The organism is Desulforegulaceae bacterium (assembly GCA_034006035.1).
In the GTDB taxonomy this organism is placed as follows: Bacteria; Desulfobacterota; Desulfobacteria; order Desulfobacterales; family JACKCP01; genus JACKCP01.
This window is the reverse complement of record JAVETN010000019.1, coordinates 1-23715: the sequence shown is the minus strand read 5'-3', so window position 1 is coordinate 23715 and position 23715 is coordinate 1. Positions and strand designations below refer to the sequence as shown.

The window sequence follows — 23715 nt, the reverse complement described above, 5'->3', positions numbered from 1 at the left end:
CAAATATTTAAAGTAGATATTTTAAAAGTGTAATATTTATAAGGAGATGTTTTAATGCCAATTTATGAATTCAGATGCCTTAAGTGCGAAGAAATATTTGAGGTGATAGTTTTAAGCGGAGACGAAGACGAAGAAATAAAATGCACCCATTGCGGTTCAAGCTCTTTTGAAAGGGTTTTAAGCACTGGAAATATTTCTGCTTCAAGATCTAAAGCTCCTGGGCAGTCATTAGATATTCAAGAAAGAACTTGTACAGCAGGAAGCTGCAGCACTTACACACTCCCCGGACAGGGATAAAACTATAAATCCTGAAAAACTTTCCGGACAGATTTTTTGTCCGGAAAAGCATTTCATCCAATCTAGCAGTTCAAAAAAATAGTTTTTAATTTAAAGCTAGCTAATAAAAATAAGGATTTGTTAATTTTTCTTTACCTATTGTAGAAAAATTTTCATTCCCATAATTATGCCCAGGCCAGACAATGGTATCATCAGAAAGAATAAAAAGCTTTTCTCTAACTGACTTTTCAAGCTGTTCAAAAGAACCACCAGAAAGATCTGTTCTTCCAACACCGCCTGTAAAAAGGGTATCTCCTGTAAAAAGATTATTTCCGTCATAAAGACAAATACAGCCTTTTGTATGACCCGGAGTATGAATAACTTTTATTTTTATTGTTCCCCCTTCAATCTGATCATTGTCCTTGACAAAAAAATCAGGAACAGGAGAACCTTTGCCTCCCAAAGCCCTGGAAAACATTTTTGTAGAAAACTTAGCAAGAAGAACAGCATCGTCCTTGTGGATAAACAAAGGAGCCTGGGTTTCCTTTATTAGATAATGATTCCCACAAACATGATCCGCGTGCCCATGGGTATTTACAATTGCTTTAACATTAAGACCGTTTTCCCTTACAGATTTTAAAATTTTTTCAGGAGAACAGGAGGGATCTATTACTATACTGTCTCTTGATTCAGGATCAAATAAAATATAGCCAAAAACACCCATTTTGCTTTGCAGCACCTGGATAACTTCAAACATTTTAAAACCTCATCCCTGCTTCAACAAAAACACCTTTTGATTCCATATCAAGCTTAAATCCGTTTTGATCAATATCCACTTCTTCAATCATATAACCCCCTCCAACAAAAAAAGAACCTAAAAGATCAAGCCTTGCCCCTGCAGTCAGGTTGGTAAATTCAACATCTGTAAAGCAAAAGCCTTTCCATTGGAGATAAAGTTCTATATTATCAGTTGGTTTCCCTGCAAAAGAAGCAAAAAAACCCATTGAATAATCTTTTTCTGTTACACTTACAGATGTACCGGTTTGTGAAATTTTCCCTGTTGCTTCAATCCACCTGGCACTCAAACCAAGCTCAACATTTAACTTTCCAAGGGTTGCTCTTTCAAAACCTTTTAAGGAATAAAAAACAGTTAGGTCATAATTTAAAATTTCAATTTCAGAATTAAAACCTGAAGGATCATCAAAAAGCTCTCCTCCATATGTAAAAGATTTCATATTTTCGCCCTCGCTGTTCATATAAAGACCTGAAACATACACTCCTGGAAGATGACTGAAATTATTTATCTTAAGTTTAGCAAAATAAGATTTATCATCAGAAATATTAAGACCATTTTCAAGATCCATTGATGTACCGGGAGCACCTTCTGAATATGAGTGGGTGCCTGAAGGATCAAAAATAAATCCCCCCAGAGAAACTTCCCCCAAATAAGAATTAAACCCAGAAGCAAAAACTGCAACCGGAGTAAAAAAAACAATCAAACAAAACATAATTTTTTTAAAATAATTCATAATAAGCTACCCTTTAAAATTTAAATCCGCCTTCAAAAAAAGGTCCTTTAAACTTTGTATCAACCCTTACATCTTTTTCATCTATATCAAATTTTTCCACTCTATATCCCCCTGCTATAAAAAGAGGACCGAAAATATTATATCTTAGCCGGCCTATAAGACTTGTTACATTGTTTCCTCCCAATGAAATCATTCTTCCCTCAGCTTCAAGAGCTATCCCTGAGACTGGCTCCAGCCTTAAATATGCAAATCCCATGGGAATTGGAACAGTAAAAGATTTGGATTCTTTAATTTCACCTTGAGTAATTGAAGCATCAAGATCAACAAGTCTTAAGTTTACTCCCAAATCTGCCTGAAGAGTTCCAAGGCTTGCAAGTTTTAAAAAAGGAAGAGAAAAAGAAAGGGCAAAATCATAATGGTCCAGCTTAAGTTCCGAATTAAAACTTTTATTTTCTTCAAAATTTTTGCCGCCAAAGGTAAATTTTCTACCCATTGTGCTTCTTTCTTCATAATTTAAATTTGTGGCCATCACAGTCAAATTTGGCAAAATCAGGGGAAGCTCAATCCTTGCTCTGGCTGTGAGTTTTGTTTCATCATCATAGCCAAGGTCATTTTCAAGATAAAGATTATCTCCTTTGTATCCTGCAAATCCCTTTGGTGAATTAAGCCATCCTCCAACAGCTATCTCTGCATCAATCAAAGGAAGGCAGTATCCCTGGAAAGGGACTAAAAGGAAAAAAAGCAGGGGTAAAACAGCAAGTTTTGATTTCATAGCAACAATCCTCCTGGGTTTAAAAGTTTAATTCATCCGGCAATCCTTCAAGAAAAAGATTGGTTTCAAAGGGTGAGTAAGGCTCTGAGTTCTCGATTAAATCTCCAACTTCCAAAATAGCTTTTATTCCGCTTGAAAAAACCTTGTCTTCCCTTTTTTCCAAAAGAATCTCATCAAAATCTTTTTCCTTAATTTCATCTTTTGCAAACAAAAATATTTTTTTATTTTTATCTAATAATCCAATATAGGAAAAAAAAGAATCCTTTTCTTTGTAAGTTTTTCTACCAAAAATATAATAACCGTATTTTTTGCTTAAAAACGGAAAATATTTTAATGATGCAACTTCAAACCCTGAAAGAACAAGTTTAAAAAAACCTTCAAAATCATCGGCTTCAAACAGGATCTTAAGTTCTTTCAAAAAAAATCCCTTATCAAGACCTGAGAAATCAAGGGTTTTAATAAATGAAGTTCTAAGATAATCAAGTGTTTCTTCTTTTACCGATTTTAAAACATCGGAATCTGACAATATTTTTTTAGCATTTTTAAAGCTGATCATTTCCTTTAGTTTAGGGGACTTTCTCAACACAACATCATCAATATCTGTTTCATATCTTCCAAGCAAAGCATCATTTACAATAACTTCTTTTGTTGGATCTTCTCTAAAGTAAAGTTCAAGTCCTCTTTTTGGAATATTTTCATATCCATTCATTTCAAGGAGAATTTTTGCTGACTTTTTATCGATTTTTGAATACCCTTCTGCTGGCTTTAAAGATTTTTCAACTTTTTTTACTAAAAAATCGACTATTATTTTTTTTTGAATATTTTCAATTGTCTTCACAAAAACTTCCCCCTGCCTAATTTAAGTTTAGCCTGAAATTTAAGTCTTTCTTTTTCCACAATTGGAAAAAAAGTTTGGATTTCAGCAAGCACTTACTATTGAATTTTATTTTAAATGAATTATTATCAACTTTAATCTATCTAGAATCAAACCTTTTAATCAAACTTTAAAGATGAGCCGACGAACTTAGCAACTCTCTTTACATTAATCCTTGTTGACACTAAAGACGTTAAAGTATTATTTCAGTTAATTTAAATAAAAATAAAATTTAATTATACCAATGTTTTTAAAAATTAAAATAGTAAACGGGGCAGATTATGACAGAATCAGCTAAATTAACAATTGATGGTAAAACCTATACTTTCCCGGTGATTACAGGAACTGAAGGCGAAAAAGCCATTGACATTACAAAACTTCGTCAGGAGACAGGCTTGATTACCTTTGACCCAGGGTTTGGGAACACTGGAAGCTGCTCTTCATCAATTACATTTATGAACGGAGAAAAAGGAATTTTAAGATATAGGGGAATTCCAATTGAGCAGCTTGCAGAAAAATCAACTTTTGTTGAAACTGCCTACCTTCTCATAAATGGGCACCTACCCTCACTTGAACAGCTTAACAAAAACAGGGTAATGCTTAATGATTCTTCTCTTGTTCATGAAGACATGCATATGTTTTTCCAAAATTTTCCCAAAGCATCTCACCCCATGGGAATTCTTTCATCAATGGTAAATGCATTAAGGAGTTTTTATCCTGAGCTTAAAGATGAAGAAAAAGATGAAGAAAGTTTTACAAAAGACTTTTTAAACCTGATTTCAAAAGTAAGAACCATGGCTGCTATGTCACACAGATATTCAAAAGGTGAAAAGATTGTATATCCACGGCATGATCTTACATATTGTGAAAACTTTCTTAATATGATGTTTGACAGCCCTGTAAGACCTTATGTACTTGATCCTGACATAGTAAGAGCTCTTAATGTATTTCTTATTCTACATGGCGACCATGAGCAAAACTGCTCAACTGCCGCTGTCAGGGTTGTGGGAAGCGGAAGAGTGAATCTTTATGCTGCAATTTCTGCTGGTATAGCGGCCTTGTGGGGTCCTCTTCACGGAGGGGCAAACCAGGCTGTGATTGAAATGCTGACAAACATTCTTAAAAACGGGGTGTCTGTTAATGAAGTTATAAAAAAAGCAAAGGATAGAAACGATCCTTTCAGACTCATGGGCTTTGGACACAGAGTTTACAAAACCTATGACCCAAGAGCCAAAATAATGAAAGAAATGTGCGATAAAATTTTAGCCAAAAAATCAGGCCCGGATCCCCTTCTTGATGTAGCAAAACAACTTGAAGAAATAGCTCTTACAGATCCTTATTTTATTGACCACCATCTTTATCCAAATGTTGATTTTTATAGTGGAATAGTTTTAAGGGCAATAGGAATACCCACAAATATGTTTACTGTGATGTTTGCCATAGGACGTCTTCCAGGATGGATTTCCCAGTGGAAAGAAAGTCTGGAGGATCCAAACTGGAGAATCAGCAGGCCAAGACAGATTTATACAGGAATGTCAGAACAAAACTTTCTAGAATTAGAAGACAGATAAATTATTAAAAAATTTCAGTTTTATATTTTAGAAATACAACGGCCGGTAAAATTAATTACCGGCCGCCTTCTTTTTATTTTACCTAAATTGAGCGGTTTTGAAACTCTCAACCCAAAATCTAATCTTCTTTTCTTGCCCGGGGAAGCACAAGATTTAAAAACACACCCAAAACCCCTGCAAGACCAATTCCCTCAAGGGTAAATTCTCCTGCAGAAAAACTCATACCACCTATTCCAAAAACAAGAATAAGAGCTATTATAGTAAGATTTCTAGGTTCTGTGACATCAGGCTGTGCCTTAACAATATTGTTCATCCCTACAACCATGATTGCACCAAACAGCAAAAGCATTATTCCTCCCATTACAGGACTTGGAATAGTTGTAAGAAAAGCTCCTATTTTTCCAACAAAGGAAAGAACAATTGCAATAATTGCAGCCCAGGTCATTACTCCGGGGTTAAAAGCTTTGGTAAGAGCAACAGCTCCTGTTACTTCTGAATATGTTGTATTTGGAGGCCCGCCAAGCATTGATGCTATTGAAGTTGCAACACCGTCTCCAAGCATTGTGTTTTCTATACCCGGATCTTCAAGATAATCTTTTTCAGTAACTTCTCCTATGGCAAGAATATCTCCAAAATGCTCAATTGCCGGAGCAATGGCAACAGGTACAATAAATAAAATTGCAGAAAGATTAAATTCAGGAAAAACAAAATTTGGAAAGGCAAACCATTTTGCATTATAAACAGGGGTTAGATCTACAAGACCTGAAAACCATGCAATTGTATATCCTACACTAATTCCAATAAGAATGGGAATAAGCCTTATAAACCCTTTGCCCAAAAGAGTGGCAGCTATTGTTGCAACAAGGGCTGACATTGAAACAAAAAGAGCTTTTGACTGGGGTATTATATTTGAAGAATCAGCTTCTCCCACAGCCATATTTACGGCAACAGGAGCAAGAATAAGGCCTATCACCATAATTACAGGCCCAGTAACCACAGGAGGAAGAATTTTTTCAACAACACCGCTTCCCTTGGCTCTTATGACCAAACTCAAAACAATATAAAGAAGCCCTGCTGCTGCAAGCCCGCTCATAGTTGAAGCAACACCCCACTTGGCAACTCCAACTGAAATAGGAGCTATAAAAGCAAAGGAAGATGCCAAAAAAACAGGAACCTTCCCCTTGGTAATTACCTGAAAAACAAGAGTTCCAATCCCTGCTGTAAACAAAGCAACATTTGAATCAAGCCCTGTAAGAACAGGAACAAGAACCAGTGCCCCAAATGCTACAAAAAGCATCTGAGCCCCAAGGATTGAATCCTTGGCTTTAAATCTATAGTCAAAATTCTCCCCCATAACAATCACCCTTTCATTTTTGTAATCCCACAAAAAACGCATGATAAAAATAATCATGCGTTAAATGTATTTTGCAAAAAATTTAAATTTATAAAAACTTTTTATTTTGTTCCAAATATTTTATCCCCTGCATCACCGAGCCCTGGGATTATATAGCCCTTTTCATTAAGCTTTTCATCAACTGCTGCTGTATAAATAGAAACGTCAGGATGAAGTTGTTGAACTTTTTTTACTCCTTCAGGTGCAGCAACAAGAAAAAGTCCTTTTATTATTTTACATCCTTCTTTTTTTAAAAGATCCACTGTTGCACAAAAAGAACCTCCTGTTGCAAGCATGGGATCTATTATAAGAGCGATTCTTTCTTCCATGCTGGAAGGAAATTTTACATAATAATGCACAGGCTTCAAAGTTTCTTCATCTCTGTAAAGCCCTACAACCCCGACTTTAGCTGAAGGAATCATATCAAGGACACCGTCCATCATTCCAATACCTGCTCTTAAAATTGGAACAACAGTAACTTTTTTTCCTTTTATCTGCTCCACCTCAATTTCTCCTGCCCATCCCTGAATTCTAATTTTTTCAGTCTCAAGATCTTTTGTAGCTTCATAGGTTAAAAGTCTTGAAATTTCAGAAGAAAGCATTCGAAAGTTTTTTGTATCAAGATCATGGGTTCTTAAAATACCAAGCTTATGTTTAATTAAAGGATGATCCGCTATATATAAACTCATTTTATCTCCTTGGTTTTATTAAGTTATTTAAACTTAGTTCAAAGTTCTATATCCTTTTTCCAACTTATTTTCAAGAAACAGATAAAACTTGACCAAAACAATTTTAAAACTCACAAAAACAATACCTGCTTGCTTTAGATTTGCCCCAAGTTTAAAATTAAAGTTTTTCAAGCTTTAGTATAAACTTAGGTTTTCAGGATTTTCTGAAGAGCAACCCTTGATAAGCTCAAGAATTTCATCCCCAAATTCCCTTACCTGCCATCTTTTAAGGGAAATTTCTAAAAGATCTTCAAAAGTTTTAGGATTTTTTTCTGAAATTTCACATAAAAGATTATTGTTTAAAATTATACCCGGCTCAAGACTAAGGCTTTTAGATTTATCAGCCCTCCACTTTCTTAAACATTGAGATCTTTGTGAAGCAGGATAATTAAAATATTTGGGCTTTTTTTTCTTTGGATAAGAGGGAAGCCTTGAATTTGGTATTTCCATTGCGTTTTGCACAATTTTTGAAATTCTTAGACCAAATCTTTTATAATGACCCGGGCTCATAATTAATTTAAGTTCATTTTCCTTTTCAGCTTTTTTTTCTGCAACCTTTATAATTGTTTTATTGGGAATAATTTTATAAAGGGGCTTGTCTTTTTTCTTTGCTATTGAATATCTAAACTTCAAAAGATTTTCAAGCACTGCAAGACTTCTTTTATCAAGCTTTCCTGCCCCCTTAAATGAAGTAAAATAAGGAGTTTCAGTTTTTTTTACAAATCTTGATTCAGAAATATTTGAAGACTCTTCATAAACCCAGTCAAGCCTTTGAAGCTTTTCAAGTTTTTCTTTAAGAATTTTATAAATCTCAATAAGATATTTTGAATCCATGGCTGCATAATCAAGCATATCCAAAGGAAGGGGTCTGATTGACCAGTTTTTTTTCTGATATTTTTTTTCTGTTTTAACTCCAAAAAAATCAAACATCAAATGGTCAAGACCTGAAAGCCTCAAGCCAGCAAATCTTGCGGCAATTTCTGTGTCAAACAAGTTATTAACAACTATCCCATAATCTCTATATAAAGACTTTATATCATAATCAGCACCATGAAATATTTTCAAAATCTTAGGGTCAAAAAAAAATGGTGATAGTTTTTCAATTTTTTCTGCCTTGAGAGGGTCAACTATCCAGTCTGAAACCCCGTCACTTATCTGGAGAAGACAAACTTTCTCCTTAAAGTGGTACATTCCGTCCCCCTCTAAATCAACCCCGACTTTTTCACAAGACTTCAGGTGAGTGCATAAGTCTTCAAGCTCTTTATCATCCTCTACGATTATTGTCATTCCTGATTGCCTAATACCTCTTTTTCTGATAGTTTTTTTAATTGCCCCAAACCAGGGCTTTTATTTTTTACATTTTTGAATTAAGAAAAACAACAAAAAACCGGAGACAGGTTCTCATGATAGAAATAGAACTTCCAGACAAAAGCGTCCAAACTCACAAAAATCCACCCACAGGATATGATGTTGCTCGTGAAATTTCAGAAGGTCTTGCTGCAAATTCCATTGCATGCATTACTGATGAAGGGATTAAAGATATTAATCTCCCCATTGAAAAAAACACAAAAATAAAACTTATCACCTCAAAAGATAAAGAAGCCCTTGAGATAATGAGACATAGCGCGGCCCATGTTCTTGCAGAAGCTGTTTTAATTCTTTATCCTGAGGCAAAACTTACAATTGGTCCTGTTATAAAAGATGGATTTTACTATGATATAGATATGCCCCCTGTTTCAGAAACCGATCTTGAAAAAATTGAACAGGAAATGAAAAAAATTATAAAGGACAAAAAACCTTTTAAAAGGCAGGTCTTTTCAAAAGAAGAAGCAAAAAAAATCTTTTCAGACAATGAATATAAAATTGAACTTATAAACGACCTTCCTGACGATGCTGAAATTTCAGTATATGAACAAGGAATATTTAAAGATCTCTGCCGAGGCCCCCATGTTCCCCATACAGGGATGATAAAAGCTGTGAAACTGATGAAGGTTTCAGGAGCATATTGGAGGGCTGACAGCTCCAACACCCAGCTTCAAAGAATTTATGGAACTGCTTTTTTTGATAAAAAAGAATTGAGAAAATATTTAAATTTCCTTGAAGAAGCAAAAAAAAGAGATCATAGAAAGATCGGCCAGCAGCTAGATCTTTTCAGCTTCCATGAAGTAGGTGCTGGGATGCCTTTTTTCCATGCAAACGGAATGGTTTTGTGGAACGAGCTTTTAAAATACTGGAGGGAAGAACACGAAAAAGCAGGCTATGTTGAAACAAAAACTCCTGTAATGCTTACAAAAGATTTGTGGATAAAAAGCGGGCATTGGGAAAATTATCGGGAAAATATGTATACTTCTAAAATAGAAGACTATGAATATGCAATAAAACCCATGAACTGCCCCGGAGGAATGATCCTTTTTAAATCAAAACAGTTTTCCTATAGAGATCTTCCCCATAGAGCAGGAGAAATCGGCCTTGTTCACAGGCATGAAGCAAGCGGAGTATTATCAGGACTTTTCAGAGTAAGGGCTTTTCACCAGGATGATTCCCATATTTTTATGACCCCAGATCAGATTGAAGATGAAATCCTTGGGGTTTTAAATCTTCTTGATAAAATGTACTCAACCTTTGGGCTTAATTTTCATCTTGAGCTTTCAACCAGACCTGAAAAATCAATAGGTACAGATGAACAATGGGAAATGGCCACAAACGGCCTAAAATCAGCACTTGAAAAATACAGCAAAGATTTCAAAATAAACGAAGGAGACGGAGCTTTCTACGGGCCTAAAATTGACGTTCATATTGAAGATGCCCTGGAAAGAACCTGGCAGTGCGGAACAGTACAGCTTGACATGTCCCTTCCTGAAAGATTTGACCTTTCATATATAGGAAAGTCCAACGAAAAACTAAGACCAATAATGATTCACAGGGTAATTTATGGATCAATTGAAAGATTTATTGGAATTTTAACAGAACATTTTGCAGGAAGATTTCCTTTATGGCTTGCTCCTGTTCAGGCAATAATTTTACCTATAAGTGATTCTCTTATTCCTGAATCAGAAAAAATCATGGATTTACTTAAAGAAAATAAAATCAGGGCAAAAATAGATGATCGTTCTGAAAGCCTTAAAAGAAAGGTTAGGGATGCTCAGCTTTCCCAGATTCCTCTAATTCTTACCATAGGAGAAAAAGAGATAAGTGAAAAAACATTTTCTGTTCGCACCCTTGAAGGAAAAGTAAAAATGGGAATAAACCAGACTTATTTTATTGAAAAAATTAAAGAACAAATCAATTCAAGGGCTCTTGTTCTTGAAATTAACTGATAAACAAAAACAAGGCCTTTTATTTGGCTATATTTGCGTAATTACTTTTTTATCCATAATTCCCGGAGGCAAATCTTCTGAAATAGCAATTCCGGGAATGGATAAACTAGTGCATTTTGTTTTTTATCTTGTTCTTGCAGTTTTGTTTTTCTATTCAGAAATTTTCAAAAAATTTAGAGCTGAGTTTTTAATAATTTTATTTTGCTCCAGTTTTTTTGGAGTTTTTATTGAATGCATCCAGGCAATTATCCCCTGGAGAAGTTTTGAACTAAAAGATATGATTGCCAATTTTTTAGGAGCATTATCAGGACTTACTGGAATATTTTATTTAAAAAAAGATTCTTTTAAATAAAAAGTCAAACCTTAACACGCTAAAATCATAGTTCACTAAACAGAAAGATAAATTTGGAGGTTTTATTAAATGGCCCCTGAGTTTTTAATAAAAAAATTAAATCTTCAACCTTTGGAAATGGAAGGAGGATATTTTTCTGAAACCTATAGGTCTTCAAAAATCATTAAAAAAGAATTTTTAAACAATGAGTATACCCATGATAAACATATACAAACTGCAATTTATTATCTTTTAACAAATGAAACTAAATCAAAACTGCACAGGCTTAAAACAGATGAAATTTATCATTTTTATTCAGGGGATCCTGTGCTTATGCTTTTAATCTACCCCGACAATAAGTTAGAAAAAATTATTTTAGGAAACCAGATAGACAAAAACCAAATTCCGCAATTTGTTGTACCTGCCAATACTTGGCATGGGTCAATTCTTTTACCTAAAGGAAGTTACGCTCTAATGGGAACAACCATGGCACCTGGTTTTGATTTTTCAGATTATGAAGAACCTGAAAAAAAAATGCTGATAAAAAAATTCCCCATGGAAAAAGAAATCATAACAATACTTACAAAAGAAGCGGATTAAACAAAAAGGTATTTACAATGCTTAAAGCAGGAATTTTCCTAGACGCTGAAAATCTAAGCAGAAACGGCGGATGGGGAATAAGATATGAAATTATAAAAGACCTTGTGGAAGCACAGGGAACAAGAATGTTAAGGGCAAATGCCTATCTTGCAATAGATGTTGACAGAGAAATCCAAGATCACCAATACAGAATAAGAAATTCAAATTATAGAGATGCAATAAGAAGAACAGGATTTCATCTTGTTTTAAAAGAAGTAAGGAGATATGTGGACTCAGCAGGAGAACTTGTGGTTAAAGCCAATGCCGACCTTGACCTTGCAGTTGACGCCCTTCTTCAGTCGGACAATCTTGACTATATTTTACTTGGAAGCGGAGATGGGGATTTTTTAAGACTTGTAAGAGCTTTGCAGAACCGGGGTAAAAGAGTAGATCTTTTATCATTTGCCAACACAAGCAATGACCTTATAAGGGAAGTGGACAATCATTTTTCCGGATTTTTGATTCCAGGCCTTATAGGCAATGAAGACTCAGACAGAAACAGGGGAATCATGCATGCTTTTAACGAGGAAAGAGGATTTGGATTTATCACAATGAGAACTGGTCTTGGACTTCATGATTCAAGGCATGATATCTTCTGCCATATAAAAGATGTTTTAAAAGATGAAAAACCCACAACTGACACTGCCTATGTTGCGCACTTAAAACACCAGAAAATTATTCTTGAGTTTGATATTGAAGACACTGATGATGGGCTTAAAGCTACAAATATAAGTGAATTTAAGTGGAAAAAATAATCCCTGAATTAAAACGTTTCATATTTTTAAATTAAAAAAACAAAGCCGTGGTTAAATTTTAATCACGGCTTTTATTTTATGTTCAGTGTTTTAAACAAAAAAAATTAAACACACCTAAGAAGCATAAAAATCCCTTTTAAAACTTGAATAAATTCCAGTAAATTTTTTCCTTAATTTTGGCTTTTCTATTTTTCCCGTAGGATTTCTTGGAACATAGTCAAAATGAACAATTCTTGGCCTTCTGTACCTTGGAATCTTATTGCAGAACTCAATAATTTCCTCTTCTGAAATATCCTGCCCCTTTTTTGGCTGAACAACTGCTGTTACAAGTTCTCCCAGCCTTTTATCAGGAGTTCCTATTACTGCAACATCCTGAACTTTTGGATGGGAAAGAATAAAATCTTCTATTTCAGCTGGAAAAATATTTTCTCCACCTGTAATTATAACGTCTTTTTTCCTGTCAAGCAGCCAGACGAACCCGTCTTTATCCACTCTTGCTATATCGCCTGTTCTCAGCCAACCGTCTTTAATCGTTCTTTCAGTTGCTTCCTTGTTTTTATAATATTCTTTCATTACCCCCCTGCCTCTGACAAGGAGTTCTCCTGGCTCGCCTCTTGGAACAGGTTGCATATTTCTGTAAACAATCTGAACTTTCCATCCATATCCCGGAATACCAATGGATCCGATTTTATCAAGATTACCAGTACCAAGATGAACACACCCAGGACCAGATGCTTCTGTCAGTCCATAGTTTGTGTCATATTCGTGGTGGGGAAAAACCGCCTCCCATTTTCTTACAAGAGTTTCAGGAACAGGCTGGGCGCCCATATGCATCAGCCTCCATCTTGAAAGATCATAATCTTTTAAATCAATCTCCTTATTTTCAATTGCAACAAGGATATCATGGGCCCAGGGCACAAGAAGCCAAACTATTGAAACAGATTCTTCTGAAACAGCAGTTATTATGTCCCGGGGTTTACTGCCTTTTAAAATCACAGCCTTTCCTCCGGCTCTAAGACTTCCCAGCCAATGCATTTTTGCACCTGTATGATAAAGAGGAGGAATACATAAAAACACATCGTCTTTTGACTGCCCATGATGATTGTGCTCAACTTCGCAAACATAGGAAAGATTATCATGGGTTAGAAGAACTGCCTTGGGATCTCCTGTTGTTCCTGAAGTAAAATACATTGCAGCATCATCTTCGGGCTTTAACTCAACCCTGTCCAAAACCTCTTGATTTTCATCCTCTGATAAAAAATCTGAAATATGAATACTGTAAAAAGGAGAAACTTCTTTTTTACCTGTAAATACAAATAAGAGGTTTTTATCCTTTAAATCATCATAAATTTCATCAAGTCTTTCTATAAAAGTCTCATCAAAAAAAACAGCTTTTGCTTCAACAAGATTAATACAATTTCTTATTGTCTTACCCATAAACCTATAGTTTATAGGTACAACAAGAGCTCCAAGTTTTAAAATTCCAAAGTAAACAGGAAGCCATTCCAAAGAATTCATCATGAGATGAACAACGCAATCGCCTTTTTTCAGATTTCTATGGTGAAGATTTGTTGCGATTTTACCTGAATATTCCCCAAACTCTTTCCAGGTAAGGGTTTTTCGTAATTTTTTCACGGGCTCAAGTTCAACAAGTGCACAATCATCACTGTATTTTTTTCTGTTTGAATCCAGTATGTCGGTTAGTAGAGGAAGTTTTGACTCCAACTCAAACCCCTTTCTATATTTGTAAACAAAAGCTTAAATTTAAATTCAATTCTTTTACACAATAAAAAAACAATCCCAACAAATACCCCTCATCTTGAATTTCATCAAGTATTTTTACCAGATCTCCAATTAAATCTAAATTCTTGCTCCAAGCTTATACCATTCAATTTCCTGAAGATTTTTGGCAAGGGAGTGAATTTGACCAGAGTTAACAAATTCTTTTTTTTCTTTTCTGTCATTTATATTATGAATTGAAAGAAGAAAGGCAAGGGCCTTGTTTTTAGCTGATTCATCTGGGGTAAGCACATCTTTTCTTCTTGTATAATAAGGATCTTCACCTTTGGCACAAGGCTTTCCAAAAACATTAAAATGCCTGCAGGCCAAAGGACGCATGGGATGAATTGAGCAAGCACCTTGAATTAAAAAAGGGCAACCACCGCTATTTTTAAATCTAGTAAGCTTTTCCTTTAGCAACTTTTGTTTTTCTTTTTCAGCTTTTAAAATAACATACCAATAAATCCCCAGAAGCTCCATTGGATAAACCGGAATGGTAACATGGGTTGAGCAGCAGGCTGAACACCCTCTTGCACAGGCAAGTTTTCTACCCTTACTCTCCTCTTTCATTATGAGTTCATAAATTGCTTTATCAGCAGTATGATAAGAATCAAGAAGATCAGAAAGCCAGCCGGTTTCCTTTTCGTCTTCTGGAAATGAAAGCCTCTTTGGTTTTGGATAATTTTTTGCAAGTCCTTTTGATTTGCTCATTTAACACCTTTTAATAAACTGAGTTGAGTTGGTTTGTTTTTTAACCAAGCAACTCATTGTGAAATTTTACTTACAGAACCTGTAAAATCAGATTTAAATATCATTTGCAAGAAGTTTTACAAAACTTAAGCGGGTAATTAATATCCTGGTGTGTATTTTTTACACAATCGTGATTTAACAAATTCAGTAAAAACTGCCCAAATAAAGATTAAATCTGATTTTTTTACTCTAAAAGCCCTGATTTAAAGGGTTTTGTTTTTTGGCACGCAAATTGAATATAAGATTAGTAGATTAACTAAGGAGGTTAATAATTATGAAAAAAACATTATCAATATTATCAATTACAATTTTTATCTCAGTTATTCTCATTTCTTCAGCATCTGCAATGAGAGTGGGACAGGGCAATCTGGGAAAAGGCGGTTATCATTGTTTCAATAACCTTACCCCTGAAGAGCAAAGCTTAATTAAAACTGAAAGAGCAAATTTTTTTAATCAAACAAAAGGCTTAAGAACTGATATTTTCAATAAAAAAATGGAGCTTGAGCAGGAGTTTGCAAGTGAAACTATTGATACTGCAAAAGTAAAAACACTAAGAAGTGAAATTTTTTCCTTAAGACAGTCAATGGCAGAAAAAAGACAGGCTCATTTAGAAAAAATCAATGAAATAATACCTGGATATTCAAACTGCGGTTTTGGTCCAAATCAGGGAAAAAAGCATTATAAATCAAAAGGCATTGGCGGATGCCGAGGATTTATCTAAGCTTCCTAGTATAAATTGAACCTAGACAGACATCTCCTCCTAGAGATTAAAAAAAGTTCAATAACCACATTACCCTAAGCAAAAACCAACCCGGTTTTTCTCCTCTCCAAAGGGCGGCTACTAAAGCCGCCCTTCCCTTTTTATATCAGGCCTAAAAAAAAAGGCTTCAAATTAATTTGAAGCCTTATAAATAATCTTTGTTTTTTTATTGATCAAAAAACTGACTAAATTTCTGGATAATCAACAACCATTCTCTTTATATAAAACAAGGTCATGAAAATAGTTGCCTTGGCAGTTATTTCATTGTTTCTTGCCCTGGAAAGATAATAAATTGAATCTAAAACATCAGTTGCTGTGGCAACACCTTTTTCAAAGGAAAGCTCGGTTATTCTTAAATTTTCCTCTGCTTCAGTTATACCTTCACGGGCAACAAAATGATTTTTTTCAGCTGTTTGAGCATCAATAAGGAAATTACCAAGCTGGGTTGTCAGCTCATTTTCAAGTTCAGCAAGAGAATATCTAACCCTTTCAGTTTCAAGTCCAGCCTTGTCAATCTTTTTATATTTTTTCATTCCGTCAAAAAGATTAATTCCCAAATTAAGCTGTAATCTTGTTTCATCTTCCCTTGTACTAGAGTCAAAGGCGTAATATTCATCTGAATAATATCTTTGCATAAGAACCAGGTCTATTTTTGGATAAAATGAAGCTTGTGCAAGCTTTCTTGTCTTTTCTGCCTTTTCAATGCCTGCTTTTAAAATTTTAAAATCTGTTCTATTGGAAAGCATTGTGGTTTTATATTCTTCAAAAGGTGAAAAAACAGGAAGAGATTCAAATAAAGAAAAATCAATGTCACTAAATTCAAGGGAAAGTTTAGTTACCCTATTGAGCATATTAAGAGCTTTTTCCACTTCATTTTCAGCCATGGCAAGGTTTTGCTCAGCGTCATCTTTTTCTACTTTTACTGTAAGAACATCTCTTTTTTTTGCAACTCCTACATCATATTTGAGCAAAACATTTTCATAACGCTCAGAATATGCCTTAAAAGCATCCATGGCAACAAGCCTTCTTGCCTCGGCCTGATAAACCTGAAGAACCCTAAGAGCGACTTCAAGACCTATGTCATGTTTTATATCTAAAAGTTCATAATCAGATGTTTTCAAATCAAGATCTGCAATTGCAATCTCAAGCTTGTCTTTAAATCCATGGAAGAGATTCTGGGTTAAAAAAACTGCAAACTCACTGTTTTTTATATTTTCTAACTTCATGTTTCCAAACCTGGATGATTCATCAAGTTTGTTTGCGGTATATCCAGCATCAAGGGATGGAAGATAATCTCCTTTTTGAATTTTTTGCTCAAGTTTTGCCTGCTCAACTGCAAGTTGATATGACTTAACAATTTCCCTGTTTTCAATGGCAGCCTTGTACATATCAAAAATTGTAACTTCTCCTGAATAGCTGGAAAAGGGCAATAGAAAAATTAATGCTGAAATCAGCAAAATTTTTTTAAATTTAATCATTAATCAAAACCTCCCTGTTATATTACAATATAAAATAAAAAGCAGCTTACCTAAACTAAGCGTTTCTGCTTCTTTCTACCATTTTCCTCATTAATTCTACATAAGTTTTCTTATCTTCATTATCTAAAAGACCTAAAATTTCCCTCCCCTTCATTTTTTTTATTTCTCTTAATTCAGAAAAAAAACTTTGACCTTTTTTTGTAAGAGACAGTCTTACAATTCTTCTGTCAGCCTCTGACCGTTTTCTTTCAACAAATTTTTTTTCAACAAGCTTGTCTGCAATTGAAGTAAGAGAGCTGACCACAAGATTCATGTGCTCAGCAATATCTTTCATTCTTTCATCCCCATTTTTCCCAAGAAAAATAATCACCTTAAGCTCCTGCTCACTTAATTGGGATTCTAAAACAGCAGACGCAGAATTATCAGCGTCTTTAAGCTTGTAAAAAAGGGTCTCCCAATAATCTATAAGTTCATCAAGGAGCTTATCCCAATTTTCCATTCTCATCCTTTAATATTTCAAATTTATAAATTTTCGATTTAAAAACATTTCAAAAATTGAACGATTAAAAATTTAAACTTTAACCCTTAAAAAGTAAAGTTAAAAATCACTTAAAGTTCCGGTTAAAAAAAAGAACTTCAAAAAGAATTGAAATTTTTTGAAACAATAACAAACTCACTTGGATTTAAACTCGACGAATTCTCAAAAAATGCTATATCATGATTAGAAGAAAAGTTAAAAAAAGTATTTAAAAATTCAAATTCATAAGTTCCAGAATTATTTCTTAATGCAAAGTATTACTTATTCCAGAAAAAAACTGAAAGGAAACCAAATGAAAAAAATAATTTTAGCCCTGATTATTTCTATTTTTACTCTATCGCCTTTGTACGCAGAAAAAATGATAAGAACAGGTGAAAATCTTGAAATCTGGTTTGATACAGGAGGCCCTCCAGGAGGAGCCTATGGAACTATTGTATATAATGGAGCAAAACAGGCAGGATTTGATCTGGGAGCCAAAGTAAAATTCATGTATTCTGAATGGTCGCCTCAAAAAATGGTGGAAAACTTTAAAACAGCTCTTTCAGCAAGGCCTGACGGAATTGTTGTAATGGGTCATCCAGGAGATTTGGCCTATGCCCCTTTTATTGAAGAAGCACAAAAAAAGGGAATAATTGTAACCTGTATTGACACTCCCCTTCCCTCTTTACAGGAAAACTATATTTCCCAGGGTTTTGGCTACATTGGTCCTGACAATTACAATCAGGGACAAAGTATGGCAAAAGAATCCATCAAAAGATTTAACCTTAAAAAAGGAGACAGGGTTTTTGTCTGGGGACTTAAAAGACTTCAAACAAGAGGCCTTCGCACCAAAGGTATAATTGAGGTTTTGGAAGATGAGGGAATAAAAGTGGATTATCTTGAAATTTCCACTGAAATTGATAAGGATTCTTCCCTTGGAACTCCTGTAATTACAGGATATGTTTCTGCCAATCCTGATCTAAAGGCAATGATAATTGACCATGGAGCACTTACTTCCCAGATGGAAAACTTTTTAAGAGCTTCAAATATCGGCCCAGATAAAATACATGTTGCAGGCTTTTCACTTTCTCCTGCAACAGCTGAAGCCATTGAAAAGGGATATGTTGACCTTATTGGAGATGCCCAGCCGTTTTTACTTGGATATCTTTCCATAACCCAGATTGTTCTTACCAAAAAATTTGGCTTTTCAGGCCTTACCATTGATACAGGAAGCGGGTTTATAGGTAAAAACGAAATTGAAAAAATTAAACCTCTTGCCAAAAAAGGGTTAAGATAAATCTTGTTTATTGCCGAAAGTTTTTTTAACTTCCGGTAAAATTTAAAAAGGTTTTTTAATAAATTCTATGGATATTATAAGACTTGAAAATATTTGGAAAAACTTTGGTGAAATCCATGCCCTTAAAGGAGTGAATTTCACCCTTAAAAAAAATGAAATTGTAGGCCTTTTAGGAGATAACGGAGCAGGCAAGTCAACACTTGTAAAAATAATGTCTGGAGTTTTCCCCCATGATAAAGGCAATTTTTTTCTCAACGGAAAAAAAATTGAAAAATTTTCCACAAAGCTTGCAAGAGAAAACAAAATAGAAACAGTTCACCAGGACAGATCCCTTGCTGAAAACCAGGCAATCTGGCGGAATTTTTTCATGGGAAGACATAAAACAAATTTTCTTGGTTTTATAGACAAGAAATTTGAAAAAAAAGAAACCCTTAAAATTCTTCAGAAAAATTTAGGCCTTAAAGGAGTTGGAATCACACCGGATTCTCCTGTTTCATCACTTTCCGGAGGAGAAAGGCAGGGTCTTTCCATAGGTCGTGCCATGTATTTTGACTCTGAAGTAATCATACTCGATGAACCGACAACTGCCCTGGCCCAGAATGAATCTCAAAAAGTAATTTCATTTATCAAAGAAATTAAAAATCAGGGGAAATCATGCATTCTTATAACCCATAATTTAAGGCATGTTTTTGAAGTTGCAGACAGATTTGTGATTGTTTCAAGGGGGAAGACAGACACAATAATAAATAAAGCAGACACAGATCTTGACAATCTTACAAAGATTTTAATTGACCATGCCGGAATATAAAATGAAATTTATTTTAAGATACAGACACCAATTCATAATCACCTTGATTTTATTATCACTTCTTGTTCTTTTCATGTTTTTAAGCCCAAGAACATTTCTTTCTTCAGGGATTTACTCTGCTTATATGTCCACAATTCCCTTTACTGCTATTTTGGCACTAGGGCTTACCTTAGTCATTGTTTGCGGTGAAATGGATCTTTCTTTTCCGGCAGTAATGGCAGCTTCGGGATTTGTATTTTCAATTATTTTTATTGAAACAGGAAGTGTGTTTTTAGGTTTTATAGCCGCAATTTTAACAGGCGGAGTCTGTGGAGGATTAAACGCATTTTTAATTGTAAAAATTGGAGTCCCCTCAATTATTGCAACAATTGGAACCCAGTTTTTTATCAGAGGACTTACAGTTCTTCTTGCACAAGGACTTGCAAAAAGCCTTATTGGAATAAGGGACACATTTGGCTATCAAATTCTTTCAGGAAGAATTGCTGGATTTATTCCAATGCAATTTGTCTGGCTTATAATTTTAACCATTATCTTTATTTTAATTTTAAACAACCATGTTTTAGGAGACAGGATAAAATTTACCGGAGACAATTCAAACGCAGCAAAAATAATGGGAATTTCCGTAGACAAAACAAAAACTTATGTATTTATAATTATGGGTTTGTGCAGCGGATTTTCAGGAGCTCTTGTCTGCTGTGAAATGGCAAACTGGTGGCCCACCCAGGGTGAAGGATTCATGCTTGTTGTTTTTGCATCGGTTTTTATAGGGGGAACTTCAGTTTATGGGGGAAAAGGAACAATTTATGGAACATTTGTTGGCAGCATAATAATCTCAATGATTGAAGCAGGACTTGTAAGTGCTGGAGCACAAGGCTTATGGACAAGACTTGTTTATGGAATAGTAATAATTACAGCTGTTTCCTTTTATGCAAAAACTTCTGGAAAAAAATCTGGCCAATAGAAATTACCGCTATTTCACTTATCCTAAGGATAGATACAGCAAATGAGTAAATTAAAAAAAGAAATTACAACCTATCGCTATTTTTTTAGTATTTTTTTACTTATAGGGCTCTTTATAGCTGGAGCTATAACAGTTTTTTATAATTTGGAGAAAAAAGACCATCTTTCCTGGATAAAAATTGAAGAAAAGACAAAAACAAAGATGCAGGCAGAATTAATTAATTTAAATCTAAAAGATATTGTTTCAGACTTAAATTTTTTATCCAGACAAAATGAGCTTTTATATATGATTGAAAGTGGTGATAAACACTATATTGATAAATATAGCTAAGGAATATTTAGCATTTAGCCAAGAAAAAAACAAATATGACCAAATTAGATTTATCAATGAAACAGGGATGGAAAAAGTCAGAATAAACTTCAATAAAGGGAACCCATCTATCATCCCTGAAGCCAACCTCCAGTCAAAAAAAGATCGATACTACTTCAAAGAAACTATGGCTCTTTTGCCAAACGAATTTTTCATCTCACCATTTGATCTTAACATAGAAAACAAAAAAGTTGAAAAACCCTTAAAACCAATGATTCGTTTTGCAGTACCGATTTTTAACAATGCCAATAAAAAACAAGGAATTGTAATTCTCAACTATCTTGGCGAACAATTAATTGAACCCATGGAAAAAAGAGACAGTCTTTCTCCTGGTAATCTTATGCTAATCAATTCAGATGGTTATTGGTTACATGGCCCCGACAAAGATCTTGAATGGGGATTTATGTTCGAAAACAAAAAAAACTATAAATTCTCATTAAAATTTCCTAAATCCTGGGAAATTATTCAATCCTCTGATGTTTGCCAATTCTCCAATACAAAAGGATTATTTACTTCAACCACAGTTTACCCGCTCAAAGAAGAGCTCAAATCAAATTCAAATAAAATATCCAGCACCAATCCAAAAAACATAAAAGCTGATAAATATTATTGGAAAGTAATTTCCCATGTCCCAGCCCATAGACTTCAATTAGAAAACCGGGGGCTTTTGACCAAACTTCTTTTTTTATCAATCTTATTGTTTTTATTAGCAGCAATTCCCTCATGGGTAATAGCCAGGCTAATGACAAAAAGAAAACAATTGCAGCTAAAGCTCTATCATTCAGCAAATTATGATAAATTAACAAATCTTCCTAACAGAGGAATGTTTATAAACAGATTAGAACAAGCAGTAAAAGAATCAAAACGCTACCAGCGTAAATTTGCATTGTTTTTTATTGATCTTGACGGTTTCAAATCAGTGAATGATACCTTAGGCCATGATGCCGGTGATAAACTTTTAATTCAAGTATCAGAAAGACTGATTAAGTCTGCAAGAGAATCTGATACTATAGCCAGATTAGGAGGAGACGAATTTACCATAATTTTTCCCACCATAATTTCTTCAGAACATGCAAAAACAGGTGCTTTAAAAATTATCAAAACCTTATCCTCACCCTTTGATATTGACGGGGAAGAAGTTCAAATTGGGGCAAGCATAGGAGTCAGCATATATCCAGATAATGGAAAAGACATGGAAACCTTAATAAAAAAGGCGGATGACGCCATGTATCTTGCAAAAAAAGAAGGAAAAAATGATTATAGATTAAGCACAGCTTGATTGGATTATACTGCCAGTTTTTCTTAATTTGATATTTTGGTAGTTTTTATTGACTTAGATAACTCTGATTCACCATCATTGCATCTTCAAGTAAATGAGTAAATACTATCTCTGATTTCCTGGTAAACACTTCTTTATTGTAGCTGTCAGGAAGAAAATTATCTAATACTTTTTCAACCCTTAATTTGACTTTTCTCCTAGGTTGTTCATCTTTGTACCAGTCTACTACTTTAGTTTCACTATCATCTCTCATAATTGCTTCGTATAGTTTTTTAGCTGATAGTTTTACTTGCTCTTCTTCTTTTTTAGTTAAATTGTCTTTCTTCAATAAATCATATAACTCTAATTCTTCATCTGTTAAACCTTCTTTAATATTTCTTTCATCTTCTTCTTTTAAATCATCTACAAAATCTATCAGATCTTCATAGTAATTTTCATTACTGGAGTTACCTGAATTATATCTATCTATTATGGCTTTATATCTTTCAGAGAAAGAAATTCTTGTCTTGTTTTCTTGTAATAGCTTTTCAAGTTTTTCTTCTATAAAGCTTCTAAGCTCTTGTATTTCGATATTTTTATAGGGTGATTCTTGTATTTTTCGCTTTATATCTTCGGTGTCTATTTCTGCAAGACTTATAGTCTTCATAGCCTTTATTCCATATTCTTCAGAACCATCTTCTTTTACAGAATTAGCTTTAACACTTAAATCCAATGTTTTATCTAGTTCAATTTTAGCCCTATCTATGTTAACATCTCTAACAGCAGCCTTAAACATGTCGTCTAAATAAAATATAATAGTAAGATATTTATTGTTCCATCTCTTTTCAAATACTTCTGGTTTGCTGCCTTCATATATATTTCTACATAAATTTGTATAAATCTTAAATTCTTCTTTGTAATCATCTTTATCTAGTAATATATTTAGATATTCTTCAAATAAAGATATTCTAGAAAAGGCTTCATCTACCTCTAATATCTTATCAAAATCTATATCAAGTTTCTTACAAAACTTATAAGTTTCATCTATAGTTTGATCCAATAAATCTAGCATAGCTTCTATATTTTTCACAGGCATTTCGTCTTCATTATCTGGATTCGCATAGTCACCAAGGGCTCTCTTCATAGATTTAAATAGATTTAGATAGTCTACTATTAGACCTGAGTTTTTTCCTGGATATACCCTATTTACTCTTGCTATGGCTTGCATTAGGGTATGCCCCTTCATAGGCTTGTCTAGGTACAAGGTAGATACACTAGGGGCATCAAATCCCGTTAACCACATTGCACATATAAATACTAAGGATAGTGGATGATTTGGGTCTTTGAAGTTATCTTCTATATCATGACCATTTGCATCTATATAATTTATTCTTTCCCTATGTTTTTTAATATCTAGTCCATATTTTAGTTTTGGTAGCCTAAAATTGACCCACTAAAGCACAAAATTGCAGCTGAAAATTGACCCACCCAAAGAAAACTTCTGATAATCTGAAAATATACAAAGACCAGATATCAGGAGAGAGGGGATGATA

General features: G+C 34.1%; 24 protein-coding genes. 12 read left to right on the top strand and 12 right to left on the bottom strand.

All coding sequences use genetic code 11. From position 1 onward, the window contains the following. Positions 1-54: 54 nt before the first annotated feature. Positions 55-297 (top strand): zinc ribbon domain-containing protein, encoded by a 243-nt coding sequence (locus tag RBR53_11450; protein MDY0133268.1) that lies wholly within the window; start codon positions 55-57, stop codon positions 295-297. 100 nt (positions 298-397) lie between these two features. Here the strand turns inward: RBR53_11450 and RBR53_11445 are convergent, their stop codons facing one another. The 4 genes from RBR53_11445 to RBR53_11430 are packed head-to-tail and all read right to left on the bottom strand — an operon-like array spanning position 398 to position 3415. Next, positions 398-1033: an MBL fold metallo-hydrolase gene (locus RBR53_11445; GenBank protein MDY0133267.1), complete on the bottom strand. Its 636-nt coding sequence runs from the start codon at positions 1031-1033 to the stop codon at positions 398-400. 1 nt (position 1034) lies between these two features. Then, entirely contained in the window at positions 1035-1805 is a 771-nt protein-coding gene (locus tag RBR53_11440; protein ID MDY0133266.1) for a hypothetical protein, read from the bottom strand. A gap of 13 nt (positions 1806-1818) precedes the next feature. After that, positions 1819-2577: a TIGR04219 family outer membrane beta-barrel protein gene (locus RBR53_11435; protein MDY0133265.1), complete on the bottom strand. Its 759-nt coding sequence runs from the start codon at positions 2575-2577 to the stop codon at positions 1819-1821. 19 nt (positions 2578-2596) lie between these two features. Beyond that, positions 2597-3415: a hypothetical protein gene (locus RBR53_11430; GenBank protein MDY0133264.1), complete on the bottom strand. Its 819-nt coding sequence runs from the start codon at positions 3413-3415 to the stop codon at positions 2597-2599. Between the two features lie 317 nt (positions 3416-3732). On the opposite strand from RBR53_11430, the gene RBR53_11425 reads away from it, so the two are divergent. Beyond that, the gene (locus tag RBR53_11425) at positions 3733-5022 is read left to right on the top strand and encodes a citrate synthase (protein ID MDY0133263.1); all 1290 of its coding nucleotides are present in this window, start codon (positions 3733-3735) and stop codon (positions 5020-5022) included. Positions 5023-5140: 118 nt separating this feature from the next. Here the strand turns inward: RBR53_11425 and RBR53_11420 are convergent, their stop codons facing one another. From RBR53_11420 to RBR53_11410, 3 genes are all read right to left on the bottom strand, one after another. Continuing rightward, entirely contained in the window at positions 5141-6376 is a 1236-nt protein-coding gene (locus tag RBR53_11420) for a uracil-xanthine permease family protein (GenBank protein ID MDY0133262.1), read from the bottom strand. Between the two features lie 101 nt (positions 6377-6477). Continuing rightward, entirely contained in the window at positions 6478-7104 is a 627-nt protein-coding gene (gene upp / locus RBR53_11415; protein ID MDY0133261.1) for a uracil phosphoribosyltransferase, read from the bottom strand. A 174-nt stretch (positions 7105-7278) separates the two neighbouring features. After that, positions 7279-8430, bottom strand: coding sequence for an HRDC domain-containing protein (locus RBR53_11410; protein ID MDY0133260.1), 1152 nt, complete (start codon positions 8428-8430; stop codon positions 7279-7281). Positions 8431-8546: 116 nt separating this feature from the next. On the opposite strand from RBR53_11410, the gene thrS reads away from it, so the two are divergent. From thrS to RBR53_11390, 4 genes are all read left to right on the top strand, one after another. Continuing rightward, a complete protein-coding gene (gene thrS, locus RBR53_11405) occupies positions 8547-10460 on the top strand; it encodes a threonine--tRNA ligase (protein ID MDY0133259.1) in 1914 nt (637 codons plus the stop codon). Continuing rightward, on the top strand, positions 10447-10812 hold the full coding sequence (locus RBR53_11400) for a VanZ family protein (GenBank protein MDY0133258.1): 366 nt from the start codon (positions 10447-10449) through the stop codon (positions 10810-10812). Before thrS ends, RBR53_11400 begins: the two co-directional genes overlap by 14 nt. Before the next feature lie 69 nt (positions 10813-10881). Next, positions 10882-11391 (top strand): cupin domain-containing protein, encoded by a 510-nt coding sequence (locus RBR53_11395; protein MDY0133257.1) that lies wholly within the window; start codon positions 10882-10884, stop codon positions 11389-11391. Between the two features lie 17 nt (positions 11392-11408). After that, entirely contained in the window at positions 11409-12185 is a 777-nt protein-coding gene (locus RBR53_11390) for an NYN domain-containing protein (protein ID MDY0133256.1), read from the top strand. Positions 12186-12299: 114 nt separating this feature from the next. On the opposite strand, the gene RBR53_11385 is transcribed toward RBR53_11390, so the two are convergent. Together RBR53_11385 and RBR53_11380 are read right to left on the bottom strand one after the other, a co-directional pair. Next, complete coding sequence (locus RBR53_11385) at positions 12300-13910, bottom strand: class I adenylate-forming enzyme family protein (protein MDY0133255.1); 1611 nt, start codon at positions 13908-13910, stop codon at positions 12300-12302. Positions 13911-14045: 135 nt separating this feature from the next. Continuing rightward, a complete protein-coding gene (locus tag RBR53_11380; protein ID MDY0133254.1) occupies positions 14046-14675 on the bottom strand; it encodes a YkgJ family cysteine cluster protein in 630 nt (209 codons plus the stop codon). A gap of 313 nt (positions 14676-14988) precedes the next feature. On the opposite strand from RBR53_11380, the gene RBR53_11375 reads away from it, so the two are divergent. Further along, positions 14989-15435, top strand: a complete 447-nt coding sequence (locus RBR53_11375) for a periplasmic heavy metal sensor (protein ID MDY0133253.1) — start codon at positions 14989-14991, stop codon at positions 15433-15435. A gap of 224 nt (positions 15436-15659) precedes the next feature. Here the strand turns inward: RBR53_11375 and RBR53_11370 are convergent, their stop codons facing one another. Continuing rightward, complete coding sequence (locus RBR53_11370) at positions 15660-16952, bottom strand: TolC family protein (GenBank protein MDY0133252.1); 1293 nt, start codon at positions 16950-16952, stop codon at positions 15660-15662. A gap of 55 nt (positions 16953-17007) precedes the next feature. Further along, entirely contained in the window at positions 17008-17451 is a 444-nt protein-coding gene (locus tag RBR53_11365) for a MarR family transcriptional regulator (GenBank protein ID MDY0133251.1), read from the bottom strand. A gap of 331 nt (positions 17452-17782) precedes the next feature. Between RBR53_11365 and RBR53_11360 the strand changes: the two genes are divergently transcribed. The 5 genes from RBR53_11360 (at position 17783) to RBR53_11340 (ending at position 22183) form a co-directional block, all read left to right on the top strand. Next, entirely contained in the window at positions 17783-18766 is a 984-nt protein-coding gene (locus RBR53_11360; GenBank protein ID MDY0133250.1) for a substrate-binding domain-containing protein, read from the top strand. Positions 18767-18833: 67 nt separating this feature from the next. Beyond that, positions 18834-19574, top strand: coding sequence for an ATP-binding cassette domain-containing protein (locus tag RBR53_11355; GenBank protein ID MDY0133249.1), 741 nt, complete (start codon positions 18834-18836; stop codon positions 19572-19574). Position 19575: 1 nt separating this feature from the next. Further along, positions 19576-20535 (top strand): ABC transporter permease, encoded by a 960-nt coding sequence (locus RBR53_11350; GenBank protein MDY0133248.1) that lies wholly within the window; start codon positions 19576-19578, stop codon positions 20533-20535. Between the two features lie 42 nt (positions 20536-20577). Next, positions 20578-20865 carry a hypothetical protein gene (locus RBR53_11345; protein ID MDY0133247.1) on the top strand — a complete coding sequence of 96 codons (288 nt, stop codon included), beginning with the start codon at positions 20578-20580 and terminating at the stop codon, positions 20863-20865. Between the two features lie 67 nt (positions 20866-20932). After that, positions 20933-22183 (top strand): GGDEF domain-containing protein, encoded by a 1251-nt coding sequence (locus tag RBR53_11340; protein MDY0133246.1) that lies wholly within the window; start codon positions 20933-20935, stop codon positions 22181-22183. A gap of 46 nt (positions 22184-22229) precedes the next feature. Here the strand turns inward: RBR53_11340 and RBR53_11335 are convergent, their stop codons facing one another. Beyond that, positions 22230-23390, bottom strand: a complete 1161-nt coding sequence (locus RBR53_11335) for a DUF3387 domain-containing protein (GenBank protein MDY0133245.1) — start codon at positions 23388-23390, stop codon at positions 22230-22232. Between the last annotated feature and the right edge of the window lie 325 nt (positions 23391-23715).